Below are 12,585 nucleotides of genomic sequence, written 5' to 3'. Positions count from 1 at the left end.
CTCGTTCGGGTCGTGGGCGGGCGGCGGGGCGGACGACGGCGGCACGGTCACTGGACCATGAGGTGGTCCAGGACGTAGATCACGAAGAACAGCGCGATCCAGACGACGTCGACGAAGTGCCAGTAGTAGGAGGTCACGACCGCCGCGCCCGCCTCGAGGTGACCGAACCGGCGGGCGTTGAAGGACCGGAGGAGGACGTAGAGGAAGGCGACGAGCCCCCCGATGACGTGCAGCGCGTGGAACCCGGTGGTGATGTAGAAGACCGACCCGTAGGAGCTGGTGGAGATCTTCAGGCCGTGCTGGATGAGCTCGGTGTACTCGGTGACCTGCCCGGCCACGAACACCGCCCCCATGAGGAACGTCAGGGTGTACCACTCCTGCATGCCCCAGCGGGCGGGGTTGAGGAGGGAGCCGGTGCGGGACTGCTGGAAGCGCTCGGCGGCGAAGACGCCCATCTGGCAGGTGACCGAGCTGAGCACCAGGATCGTCGTGTTGGCCAGGGCGAAGGGGAAGTTCAGCTGGCTGCTGGACTCCGCCCAGAGCTCCGGCCCGGCCACCGAGCGGTGGGTGAAGTACATGGCGAAGAGCCCGGCGAAGAAGAGCAGCTCGCTGGACAGCCAGACGATGACGCCCACCGAGAGGGTGTTCGGGCGAGTCACCTGCACATGGGCGACGCTCGGGGCAGCACTGGTTGACGACACGCCGTCATTATGGCGCAGATCGGTGCCCCGTTGGCCAGTCCGGCGACCCGCGCGTCGCCAGGCCCGGCGGTTGCCAGCGTAGTTCCGCCGAAATCCGGGGAGGGCGGACGATGGTCCCGCCCCGGCGGACGGCCAGGACCGCGCGGGGTATGTCCGGATGGTCCGGACGTGGGGCCGGTCCCCGGCGGGGGTCGGTCTCCCTGCACACAAGCTCCCGGACCAGGCCCGTGACCTGCGGTGCGGCGCAGACGCGGCGGACCGGACCGGCTCGACGGCGGGACGGCGGCGGACCGAGGAGTCCCGGCTGGCCGGGGTCACCCGGGGCCGGCCGGGGACGGACGACGGCTCACGGCGGGTGGCCGCGTCCGTCCTTGGGCGAGGCATGCGGTATTCGCCATGCCTGCCGTTCATAAATCCCGTCGGCGTCCATTGGCCGAATTGCTGGACGGACGGATGTTGCCCGGTTGACGGCAGTTGTCCGGTTTCCCGGTTACCGGGCGGCGCCGCCGGCGGGGGCGGACCCGCGCAGGGGGCGGACCGGCCCGTCCGGACGAGGACGGTCGGGGCCGGGAGACCGGCCCGTGCGGGGGAGGACCGGGTGGCGCGGACCGCCGCGTGCGGGGAGGACCGGCGGGCCCACCGCCGCGCACTAGCATGGCCGGAGCAGGGGCGGCCGGCCGCCGCCCGCAGGACGACCAGCCGCGGCCCGCGCGGCCAGGAGGAACGATGACCGTCGCCGAGACCGGCCCCGGGGCCGCCGCCGAGGACACCCAGGTCGTGGACCTGCTGGTCTACAGCGACGACGTCGACACCCGGCGCGCCGTGATCACCTCCGTCGGGCGCCGGCCCGGCAAGGGCCTGCCGCTGGTGCGGTGGACCGAGGCCGCCACGCACGCCGGCGTCGTCAGCAAGGTCGAGCAGGGGAGCTTCGCGGCGCTGGTGCTCGACGGCGAGGCGGCCAAGGTCGGCGGGATGGCGGTGGCCCGTCAGCTCAAGGCCGAGGTCTACGACTGCCCGCCGGTGCTCATCCTGACCGGTCGCCCGCAGGACTCCTGGCTCGCCACCTGGGCGGACGCCGACGCCGTCGTCTCCGCGCCGTACGACCCGATCGAGCTCCAGGAGGCGGTGGCCTCGCTGCTGCGCGGACGGCTCGGGTGAGCGCGGCCAGCGCAGACCAGCCCACGCCGGCGGGCGTAGCCCAGCCCGTCGGTGGTGCGGCCCAGCCCGCCCCTGCAGCCCCGCCCGTCGGTGGCGCGGCCCGGCCGGCCGGTGGCGCGGACGCGTCGACGGCGGCCGGCGCGGACCAGCCCGCCCCGACCTGGCCGGGGCTGCTCGCCGACCTCATCGCGCACCACGACCTCAGCGCCGCGCAGACCGCATGGGCGATGGACCAGGTGATGCGGGGCGAGGCGTCCCCGGTCGTGCTCGCCGGGTTCCTCACCGCCCTGGCCACCAAGGGCGAGACGGTCGAGGAGCTGCGCGGCCTGGCGGACGCCATGCTCGCGCACGCGCTGCCGATCGACGTCCCGCCCGGCGCCGTCGACATCGTGGGCACGGGCGGGGACCGGCTGCACACCGTCAACATCTCCACCATGGCCTCCCTGGTCATCGCCGCCGGCGGCGTCGGGGTGGTCAAGCACGGCAACCGCGCGTCGAGTTCCTCCTCCGGCTCCGCCGACGTGCTCGAGGCCCTCGGCGTGGACCTGGACCTGCCCGTGGAGCGCGTCGCCGAGGTCTACCGGCAGCTCGGCATCACGTTCTGCTTCGCCACCGTCTTCCACCCCTCCTTCCGCCACGCCGTCCCGACCCGCCGCGAGCTGGCCGTGGGCACGGCCTTCAACGTGCTCGGGCCGCTGACCAACCCCGCGCGGCCGCGGGCCGCGGCGATCGGCGTCGCCGACGCCCGGACGGCCCCGCTCGTGGCGGGAGTGCTCGCCGGGCGCGGGACCTCGGCGCTGGTCTTCCGCGGCCGGGACAACGGGCTGGACGAGCTGAGCGCCACCGGCGTCAACCAGGTGTGGGAGGTGCGCGACGGCGTCGTGACCGAGCACGCCGTCGACGCCGTCGCCGACCTCGGTCTCGCCCCGGCCACCGTGGCGGACCTGCGCGGCCGCGACGCCGCCTACAACGCCGACGTCGCCCGGGGCGTGCTGGCCGGGCAGGCCGGGCCGGTGCGGGAGGCGGTGCTGCTCAACGCGGCGGCGGCCTTCGTGGCCGACGGCTCGCTCCCCGGCACCGCGCCCGGGCCTGGGCTGGTCGAGCGGCTCCGCGCGGGGCTGGGGCACGCCGCCCGCGCCGTGGACTCCGGCGCGGCGGCCGCGCTGCTGGAGCGCTGGGTCGCCCTCACCCGCTGACGACGGCGGCCCTGTCCTGCTGATGGCGCTCGCCCGCGCGGCCGACGACGGCGACCGCCGAGGGGCGGGGGCCCGGCCCCCGCGCGCCGGGCGGGAGTGCCGCACCGCGCCCGCCGGGCGGGAGTGCCGGCACCGCGCCCGCCGGAGGGGGCCCGGGCCCCGGCTCAGTCCAGGCCGATGTGGAACGCCTGCTCCAGGTCGTGCTGGGAGTAGGCCTGGAAGGCGATGTAGGTCTGGGTGCGGCGGACGCCCTCGACCTTGCCGAGCCGGTCGGCGACGACGGTGGCCAGGTCCTCGTGCTGACGCACCCGGGCGATCGCGATGAGGTCGACGTCCCCGGTGACGGAGTAGACCTCGCTGATCCCGTCCAGCTCGGCCACCTCCTGGGCGACCTCGGGGATCCGGGCGGCGTCGGCGTCGATGAGGACGATGGCGGTCAGCATGATGCCTCCTGGGGCTCGTCGGCGGCCCCGCGGGGCCCTGCGCCCTCATCATCCCCTGCCCGGCATCGGTCCCGGCCCGGCGTCATCCTGGCTCGATGCTGGCTCGGCCACCTCGCGCCGGCCTCGTCTGCCGCTCGGCCGGTCACGACCCGTGGCCGGCCTCATCCCCGGCCCGGCGTCATCCTGGCTCGATGCTGGCTCGGCCACCTCGCGCCGGCCTCGTCTGCCGCTCGGCCGGTCACGACCCGTGGCCGGCCTCATCCCCGGCCCGGCACCGGGTGGCGGTGGGCGCCGCGGACCGGGGAGGCCAGCGGCACCGGCCCCGGCACCAGCGACACCAGGCGGACCCCGGGCTGCTCGAGCCAGCGGGCCACCAGCTCGGACTCCTCCACCGGGGCGGCGCCGCAGGCCTGCTCGGGGGCGGGAACGTGCTCCCCGCCGGCCAGCAGGGCGGCGACGGCGGGCATCGGGTCCGCCCCCGGCGCGCTCGTCGCGGCGCCGGCGAGGCGGCCGTAGCGCACGAGGACCAGCTCCCAGCCGCCGGCATCGGCCCGGCGGGCGGCGACCACCTCCGGGGTGGTGACCAGGGGCCGGAGCCGCTGGGCGCGCCGGGCGCCCTGGAGCAGGGCGGCGAGCCGGTCCCGCTCGGTGGCCGCCTCCTCGTACCGCTCCTGCGCGGCGAGGGTGCGGATCTTGCGGTGCAGGCCGGCGACGGCGTCGTCGACCTCCGCCCCGAGCGCGTCCCGCACCGGCGCGACGGCGGTCGCGTACCCGGCCACGTCCTGCCCGCCGACGCACGGCGCGCCGCACCGGCCGATCTCGGCCAGCGCGCACGCCCGGGCACCGGCGGGCGGGGCGGTGGGCAGGCGGGAGGTGCACCGGCGCACCGGGGCCACCTCCTGCAGCGCCTCCATCGCAGCCTGCGCCGCGGCCGCCGAGGGGAACGGGCCCAGCGCGCCGGCCATCTCCGCGGCCGGCAGCCGCCGCACCACGCTCAGCCGCGGGTAGGGCTCGGCGGTCAGCCGCAGCCAGGGCCGCCGGTCCGGGCGCCGCGAGCGGCGGTTGTACGGCGGGTCCAGCTCGGCGATCAGCCGCAGCTCGCGGACCTGCGCCTCCAGCACGCTGGCGCACGGCACCGGCCGCACCGCGACGGCGATGTCGAGCATCTCGGCGATGCGTGCCCGCTTCTCCGCGGCGGTGAAGTACTGCCGGACCCGGCGGCGGAGGTTGACGGCGGTACCGACGTAGAGGACCTCCTGCGCCGGGCCGAGGAACTGGTACACCCCGGGCCCCTGCGGCAGCCCGTCCGCCATCGTCGCCTTGCGGCGGCGGCGGTGCGGCACCGGGTCGCTGGCGGTGGCCAGGTCCTCCAGGTGGGTGACGCCGAGCGGGGCCAGCCGGCCGAGCAGGGCGTGCAGGACGTCGACGGTGGCCCGCGCGTCGTGCAGCGCCCGGTGGTCGGGGGTCACCTGCGCGGAGAACAGCCCGGCGAGGGTGGCCAGCTTGTGGTTGGGCGCCTCGTCCCTGGTCACCACCCGGCGGGCGAGCGCGACCGTGTCCACCACCGGCGGACGGGGCCAGCGCAGGCCCATCCGCTCGGTGGCGTGGGTGAGGAAGCCGACGTCGAACCGGGCGTTGTGGGCGACGAGGACGGTGCCGGCCCCAGGCACGGTGCCGGCCCCAGACGCGGTGCCGGGCCCGGCGCCGCCGCCGTTCGGACCGCCGCTCCCGGCGCCGAGCCCGGCGAACTCCAGGAACGCCGGCAGCACCTCGGTGATGGGCGGGGCGCCGACGACCATGGCGTTGGTGATGCCGGTCAGCACGGTGATCATCGGCGGGATCGGGCCGCCCGGGTCCACCAGCGTCTGGAACTCCCCGAGGACCTCCCCGCCGCGCACCTTCACGGCGCCGATCTCGGTGATGGCCGAGCCGGTCGGCGAGCCGCCGGTGGTCTCCAGGTCGACGACGACGAAGGTCACCTCGTGCAGCGGGGTGCCGAGCTCGTCCAGGCCCAGCTGGACCGGGACGCCACGGCCGTCCGCGGCCCGGTCGGCGCCGTCGAGCTCGAGACGGCGGCCGGGTGCTGGGGCGAGGAGGGAGCGGGGCATGGCCGCCACGGTAGGAGCGGGCACCGACATCGCCCGGCAGGCGCGACGGAGACCGTCTGGAATCTTGGTCCGCCGCGGGGCACCGTCCCGGCTGGCCGTCCAGGGGGCACCGTCCCGGCTGGCCGTCCAGATCGTCGCTTCGGCACGCCGTCCCCACCGGCGGGTCGGGACGCGGCCGGGGCAGCCGAGGGCGCGGCGGCGGTTCTCGGGTAGACCGTTGCCGTGGCGACGGTCCTCAGCAGGCCGCGGTCAGGCGGCGGTCTCCGCGGCCCGCTGGGCGGCGGCGTCGGCGTAGAACCGGTCGATGACGTCGGCGTAGTCGGCGAGCACCCGGTTCCGCTTGATCTTCAGCGACGGGGTCAGGTAGCCGTTCTCGACGGTGAAGTCCTCGGTGAGGATCTGGAACGCCCGGATCGACTCGGCCCGGGAGACCTTGCTGTTGACGCGGTCGATGGTGGCCTGGATGTGCTCGCGGACCTGCGGGTCCCGGGCCGCCTCGGCCACCGTGAGCCGGTCCTCGCGGCCGTGGGTGGCCAGCCACTGGGGCAGCATCTCGCCGTCGAGGGTGATGAGCGCCCCGATGAACGGCCGCCCGTCGCCGACGACGACGCACTGGGAGACCAGCGGGTGCGCCTGCACCGGGTCCTCCAGCGGCGCCGGGGCGACGTTCTTCCCCCCGGCGGTGACGATGATCTCCTTCTTCCGCCCGGTGATCCGCAGGAAGCCCTCCTCGTCCATGGAGCCGAGGTCGCCGGTGCGGAACCAGCCGTCGGTGATCGCGGCGGCGTTCGCCTCCGGGTTGTTGTGGTAGCCGCGGAAGACGCCGATGCCGCGGACGAGGATCTCGCCGTCGGGCGCGATGCGGACCTCGGTGCCCGGCAGGGGCAGGCCGACCGTGCCGATCTTGAGCCGGTCCGGCCGGTTGACGTGGGTGGGGGCGGTGGTCTCGGTGAGCCCGTAGCCCTCCAGCACGGTCAGCCCGACGCCGCGGTAGAAGTGGCCCAGCCGCTCGCCCAGGGCCGCGCCGCCGGAGACGGCGTACTGCGCCTGCCCGCCGAGCGCGTCGCGGATCTTGCCCAGGACGAGCTTGTCCGCGAGCCGGTGCTGGGCCCGCAGCGCCGCGGACGGGCCGCCGGGCTTGTCCAGCGCCCGGGAGTACCCGATCGAGGTGCGCGCCGCCCACCGGAAGATCTTCAGCTTCACCCCGCCGCCGGTGCGGGCCTCCACGCCGTTGAACACCCGCTCCCACACCCGCGGGACGGAGAGGATGAAGGTGGGCCGGAAGGTGGCGAAGTCGGCCACCGCCTGCTTGGTGTCCGGGGTGTGGCCCAGCGGCCGGCCGGCGAGCAGCACGAGCACCTCGACGAACCGGGCGAAGACGTGCGCCAGGGGCAGGAAGAGCAGCGAGCGGGAGTTCTCGGAGCTGACCACCACCCCGAGCTCCTCGATGGCCTCCAGGCACAGCTCGACGAAGTTGCCGTGGGTGAGCTCGACGCCCTTGGGCCGCCCGGTCGTGCCGGAGGTGTAGATGATCGTGGCCAGGTCGCTGAGCCCGACGGCGGCCCGGCGGGCCGCCAGCTCCTCGTCCGGGACGTCCTTGCCCAGCTCCGCCAGCTCGGTCAGCCCGCCGCCGTCGATCTGCCACACGTGCCGCAGGTGCGGCAGCCCGCCCTCCTCCTGCCGCGCCGCGGCCACGGTCGCCGCCATCCCGGCGTCCTCCACGACGACGGCGGCGACGTCGGCGTCGGAGAGGATCCAGTGCGCCTGGCTGGCCGAGCTCGTCTCGTACACCGGCACCGGGACCGCGCCGGCGTGCCACGCCGCCAGGTCCACCAGCGTCCACTCCAGCCGGGTGTGCGACATGATTCCCACCCGGTCCCCGACGCCGATGCCGGCGGCGATCAGGCCCTTGGCAATCTCCTCCACCCGCGCCAGGGTCCAGGCGGCGTCGTGCGGGACCCATGCGCCGTCGACCTGCTCCTCGTAGAGCACCCGCTGCGGCGTGCTGCGGGCGAAGTCCACGAGGTAGTCGGTGATGCTGCGCGTGGGGTCCACGTGCACGCGGCGGGGGAGGGTGAACTCGTCCATGCTGTCTCCGTCGGCAGTGGGAAGGCGGTCGGGTGGTGCCAGACTAGCGGCAGCGGTGGCCTTCCTGGTGGCCGTGGGCAGGTCGGCGAGGACAAGGAGCGGCAGCGGGCATGCAGGCGATCGGCGTCGACATCGGGGGCACGAAGATCGCCGCAGGGCTGGTGGACGAGGACGGGCAGCTGCTCGCCCAGACCCGCCGGGACACCGACCCCACGGACCCGGCGGCGATCGAGCTGGCCGTCGCCTCGGCGGTGCAGGAGCTGCGGGTGGGCTGGGACGTCGTCGGCGTCGGGGTGGCTGCCGCCGGGTTCGTCAGCCCGCGCCGCGACGGCGTCGTCTTCGCCCCGAACATCGCCTGGCGCGACTACCCGCTGCGCGCCCGGCTCGCCCAGAGCATCGACCTGCCCATCGTCATCGAGAACGACGCCAACGCCGCCGGCTGGGCGGAGTTCCGCTACGGCGCGGGCCGCGCCGTGGAGGACATGGTGATGGCCACCGTCGGCACCGGCCTGGGCGGCGCGATCATCCTCGACGGGCGGCTGTGGCGCGGGGCCTTCGGCGCCGCCGGGGAGATCGGCCACATGAACATGGTGCCGCACGGGCACTACTGCGGCTGCGGGCACGAGGGGTGCTGGGAGATGTACGCCTCCGGCCGTGCCCTCACCCGCGCCGCCCGGGCGGCCGCGATCGCCAGCCCGGACCGCGCCGCGGCCCTGGTCGAGCTCGCCGGCGGTCCGGGCCGGAAGATCCGCGGGCACCACGTCACGGCCGCCGCCGAGGCCGGCGACCCGCTGGCGATCGAGCTGTTCGCCGAGCTCGGGTACTGGCTCGGGGCCGGCCTGGCCGACCTCGCCGCCGTGCTCGACCCGGCGGTCGCCGTGATCGGGGGCGGGGTGGTCGCCGCGGGGGACCTGCTCCTGGAGCCGGTCCGGGACTCCTACCAGCGCCACCTCTCGGCCCGCGGGTTCCGCGGGGAGCTGACCGTGGCGGCCGCCGAGATGGGCAACGAGGCCGGCATGGTCGGGGCTGCCGACCTGGCCCGGCGCTGACCGCGGTGCCGCACGCGCACCGGTGGGGCGCCGCACTGGCCCTGGCCCGGGCTGCGGCCCCAGGCGTGTCGACCCGTCAGACGACGGCGCCGCCGGAGGGGTCGTCGTGGTCGCGGTGGGCCGGCATCCGCCAGAGCAGCAGGGCGACGCCGGCGATGAGCACCAGCCCGGCGACCCCGAGGACGGTGCCGGGCAGCGGCCGCCAGACCACCGCCAGCAGCGCGGTGACGAGCACCGGGCCGACGGTGGCGAACCAGCCCAGCAGGAGGACCGGGTCGCCGCCGATCCAGGGCTCCGGCTCCGGCGGCACGAACCCTTCCTCGTCCTCGGCGGGGGAGTAGTCCCGCGGGCCGGGCGGCGCGGCGGTGCCGCCCGGGACGTCCGTCGGTCCGCCGGCACCGTCCCGGGCGGCGCCGTCGCGGCCGCCGCTCGTGGGCGTGTCCGTCGGATGCGGGGGCGTGTCCGCCGGCCGGGCGCGGATGTCCGTCGGATCCGAGCCGGCCACGGGCCCGGTCGGATGCGCCGCGCTGGCGCCACCGGCGGGTCGTGGCGTCTCCGGCGCCTGGGCGCCCGTCGGGCCCGGGGCCTCCGGCCGGCTCGCGGCATGCCCGGCGCCTGGGCCGGCCGGCCGGTCGCCGTCGGCACGCCCCGGCTGGTGCCCTCCGGGGCCCGCGTGCGTGGGGCCCTCGGTCCCGGGGTCGACGGCGGGGCGGGCGCCAGGACGCTGCTCCTCCTCGCCCCGGTCCAGGGCGTCCGCCGAGAGGTCGATGTCGGCCAGGCTCGCGGTGAGCTCGGCCCAGCGGGCGGCCACCGCCTCGTCGTCGAGCGGTTCGTCGGCGCGGCCGCCGCCGGTACCCCGTGCCATGCCCGCAACTGTAGGTGAGCGCAGGTCGCCGTGCGCCCCCCGGACCGGGTGCCGGTGATCCGTCGGCGGCCGGGCGAGGCTGGGAGCCGGAGAGCCGGGCCACGACCGGGACCTGGGCCCGGCCGGGCGCCGGGCGGCGCCCGTAGGATGAGCACCGTCCCGCGCACGGCCACCCGCCTGGCCCGCCCGGGCCAGCCGCCCGGCCGCCGTCGGGCACCACAAGAGGGAAAGGTTGTCGATGTCGGTCCGTCGTGTCGCCCTGCTCACCGCCGGGGGCTTCGCCCCGTGCCTGTCCTCCGCCGTCGGTGCGCTCATCCAGCGGTACACCGAGATCGCGCCCGAGGTGGAGATCATCGCCTACCAGCACGGCTACCACGGCCTGCTGACCGGGACGAAGACGGTGGTGGACGACGCCGCCCGGCGCCAGGCCCCGGTCCTGCACCGGTTCGGCGGCAGCCCGATCGGGAACTCCCGGGTGAAGCTGACCAACACCAAGAACCTCGTCGAGCGCGGGCTCGTCGCCGAGGGCCAGAACCCGCTGGCGGTCGCCGCCGAGCAGCTGCGCGCCGACGGCGTGGACGTCCTGCACACCATCGGCGGGGACGACACCAACACCACCGCCGCCGACCTGGCCGCCTACCTGGAGGAGAACGGGTACCACCTCACCGTGGTCGGCCTGCCCAAGACCATCGACAACGACATCGTGCCGATCCGGCAGTCGCTCGGGGCGTGGACCGCCGCCGAGGAGGCCAGCGAGTTCGCCCAGAACATCATCGGCGAGCACCGCGTCAGCCCGCGGATGCTGATCGTCCACGAGGTGATGGGGCGGCACTGCGGCTGGCTCACCGCCGCGGCGGCGCAGCGCTACCGCGCCTGGCTGGACACCCAGGAGTGGGCGCCGAGCCTGGGGCTGAGCCGCGAGCGGTGGGACGTCCACGCCGTCTTCCTGCCCGAGATGCGGCTGGACATCGCGGCCGAGGCGGAGCGGCTGCGCGGCGTCATGGACTCCCTGGGCAACGTCAATATCTTCCTCTCCGAGGGCGCCGGCGTCCCGGACATCGTCGCCGAGCTCGAGGCCACCGGGCAGGAGGTCGAGCGCGACCCGTTCGGGCACGTGAAGCTGGACACGATCAACCCCGGGGCCTGGTTCGCCAAGCAGTTCGCCGAGCTCCTCGGCGCCGAGAAGGTCCTGGTCCAGAAGTCCGGGTACTTCTCCCGCTCGGCCCGGGCCAACGCGGAGGATCTCCGGCTCATCCAGGGCATGGCCGACCTCGCGGTGGAGGCCGCGCTGGGCGGGACCTCCGGGGTCATCGGCCACGACGAGGAGGACGGGGATCGGCTCAAGGCCATCCCGTTCCCGCGCATCGCCGGCGGGAAGGCGTTCGACATCACCCAGCAGTGGTTCAGCGAACTCATGGCCGACCTCGGCCAGCAGGTCGAGCCGGTGGCGGTCGGCGCGCACTGACCGCCGCGGCGCCGGCCGGTCCGGGCACCGCACGCCGGCCGGTTCGGCGGCCACCCGTCGCCGGTCCGGCGGCCGCACGCCGCCGGTCCGGCGGCCGGACGCCGGCCGGCCCGGCCACGCCCGGGACTTATCCTCTTCCGGTGAGTATCGAGGCACCCGCCGAGGTCCTGGCCGGGCTGGACCACTGGCGCCAGCTGCCCGCCGCCCAGCAGCCGACCTGGCCCGACCGGTCGGCGCTGGACGCGGTGCTGGCCGAGCTGCGCGAGCGGCCGCCGCTCGTCTTCGCCGGCGAGGCGGACGCGCTCCGGGCGAAGCTCGCGGCCGCGGGCCGCGGGGAGGCGTTCCTGCTCCAGGGCGGGGACTGCGCGGAGACGTTCAAGGAGTCCACCGCCGACCACATCCGGAACAAGATCCGCACCATCCTGCAGATGGCCGCGGTGCTCACCTACGGCGCGAGCCTGCCGGTGATCAAGATGGGCCGGATGGCCGGGCAGTACGCCAAGCCGCGCAGCTCCGACGTCGAGACCCGCGACGGGGTGAGCCTGCCGGCCTACCGCGGGGACGCCGTCAACGGCCACCCGTTCACCGCCGCCGACCGCGCGCCGGACCCGCAGCGGCTCCTCGGCGCGTACACCCGCTCGGCGTCGACCATCAACCTCATCCGGGCCTTCACCAACGGCGGCTACGCCGACCTGCGGCTGGTGCACGACTGGAACCGCGGCTTCACCTCCAACCCCGCCTACGCCCGGTACGAGGTCCTCGCCGCGGAGATCGACCGGGCGATGCGGTTCATGGCGGCGTGCGGGGTGGACTTCGACGCGCTGCGCACCGTGGACTTCTACTCCTCCCACGAGGCGCTGCTGCTGGACTACGAGTCGGCGATGACCCGCATCGACTCCCGCTCCGGCATCCCGTACAACACCTCCGCGCACTTCCTCTGGATCGGCGAGCGCACCCGCCAGCTCGACGGCGCGCACGTGGACCTGCTCTCCCGGGTGCACAACCCCCTCGGCGTCAAGCTCGGCCCGACGACGACCGGGGAGGACGCGGTGCGCCTGATGGACAAGCTCAACCCCGACGGCGAGCCCGGCCGGCTCACCTTCGTCACCCGGATGGGTGCGCGGACGGTGCGGGAGGCGCTGCCGGCCCTGGTCGAGCGGGTCACCAGCGACGGCCGGCCGGTGACCTGGGTGTGCGACCCGATGCACGGCAACACCATCACCTCCCCGTCCGGGTACAAGACGCGGGAGTTCGCCACCGTGCTGGACGAGGTGCACGGCTTCTTCGAGGTGCACCAGGCGCTCGGCACTGTGCCGGGCGGGCTGCACGTGGAGCTCACCGGCGACGACGTCACCGAGGTCCTCGGCGGCAGCGAGAAGGTGGACGAGGCCTCCCTGGCCCGCCGCTACGAGACGCTCGTCGACCCGCGGCTGAACCACCAGCAGTCGTTGGAGATGGCCTTCGACGTCGCGGAGATGCTCCGGGCGCACTGAGCGCAGGGCCCGGCGGCGG

At 75.6% G+C, this 12,585-nt stretch carries 10 protein-coding genes; 5 read left to right on the top strand and 5 right to left on the bottom strand.

All coding sequences use genetic code 11. The features are described from left to right. Positions 1–47: 47 nt before the first annotated feature. Positions 48–701, bottom strand: a complete 654-nt coding sequence (locus MF406_RS10415) for a heme-copper oxidase subunit III (protein ID WP_242892930.1) — start codon at positions 699–701, stop codon at positions 48–50. Between the two features lie 726 nt (positions 702–1,427). Here MF406_RS10415 and MF406_RS10410 point away from each other — a divergent pair. Next, the gene (locus MF406_RS10410; protein WP_242892928.1) at positions 1,428–1,859 is read left to right on the top strand and encodes a hypothetical protein; all 432 of its coding nucleotides are present in this window, start codon (positions 1,428–1,430) and stop codon (positions 1,857–1,859) included. Between the two features lie 170 nt (positions 1,860–2,029). Then, positions 2,030–3,055, top strand: coding sequence for an anthranilate phosphoribosyltransferase (gene trpD / locus MF406_RS10405; protein ID WP_242897767.1), 1,026 nt, complete (start codon positions 2,030–2,032; stop codon positions 3,053–3,055). A 164-nt stretch (positions 3,056–3,219) separates the two neighbouring features. Here trpD and MF406_RS10400 read toward each other — a convergent pair whose 3' ends face one another. From MF406_RS10400 to MF406_RS10390, 3 genes are all read right to left on the bottom strand, one after another. Then, on the bottom strand, positions 3,220–3,498 hold the full coding sequence (locus MF406_RS10400) for an Lrp/AsnC family transcriptional regulator (RefSeq protein WP_242892925.1): 279 nt from the start codon (positions 3,496–3,498) through the stop codon (positions 3,220–3,222). Positions 3,499–3,755: 257 nt separating this feature from the next. Then, positions 3,756–5,606 carry a DEDD exonuclease domain-containing protein gene (locus tag MF406_RS10395; protein WP_242892922.1) on the bottom strand — a complete coding sequence of 617 codons (1,851 nt, stop codon included), beginning with the start codon at positions 5,604–5,606 and terminating at the stop codon, positions 3,756–3,758. Between the two features lie 249 nt (positions 5,607–5,855). Then, a complete protein-coding gene (locus MF406_RS10390; RefSeq protein WP_242892913.1) occupies positions 5,856–7,694 on the bottom strand; it encodes a long-chain fatty acid--CoA ligase in 1,839 nt (612 codons plus the stop codon). A 110-nt stretch (positions 7,695–7,804) separates the two neighbouring features. Here MF406_RS10390 and MF406_RS10385 point away from each other — a divergent pair, with 110 nt between their 5' ends. Then, positions 7,805–8,743, top strand: coding sequence for an ROK family glucokinase (locus MF406_RS10385; protein ID WP_242892911.1), 939 nt, complete (start codon positions 7,805–7,807; stop codon positions 8,741–8,743). A gap of 76 nt (positions 8,744–8,819) precedes the next feature. Here MF406_RS10385 and MF406_RS10380 read toward each other — a convergent pair whose 3' ends face one another. Next, positions 8,820–9,608: a hypothetical protein gene (locus MF406_RS10380; protein ID WP_242892909.1), complete on the bottom strand. Its 789-nt coding sequence runs from the start codon at positions 9,606–9,608 to the stop codon at positions 8,820–8,822. 238 nt (positions 9,609–9,846) lie between these two features. Between MF406_RS10380 and MF406_RS10375 the strand changes: the two genes are divergently transcribed. Both MF406_RS10375 and MF406_RS10370 read left to right on the top strand, forming a co-directional pair. Further along, positions 9,847–11,073, top strand: coding sequence for a pyrophosphate--fructose-6-phosphate 1-phosphotransferase (locus MF406_RS10375; RefSeq protein WP_242892907.1), 1,227 nt, complete (start codon positions 9,847–9,849; stop codon positions 11,071–11,073). A 140-nt stretch (positions 11,074–11,213) separates the two neighbouring features. Further along, positions 11,214–12,566 (top strand): class II 3-deoxy-7-phosphoheptulonate synthase, encoded by a 1,353-nt coding sequence (locus MF406_RS10370; protein WP_242892905.1) that lies wholly within the window; start codon positions 11,214–11,216, stop codon positions 12,564–12,566. Positions 12,567–12,585: the final 19 nt, after the last annotated feature.

The organism is Georgenia sp. TF02-10, from assembly GCF_022759505.1.
Lineage (GTDB): Bacteria > Actinomycetota > Actinomycetes > Actinomycetales > Actinomycetaceae > TF02-10.
The sequence above is the reverse complement of the archived record's forward strand: the minus strand, read 5'-3'. Positions and strand labels throughout refer to the sequence as shown.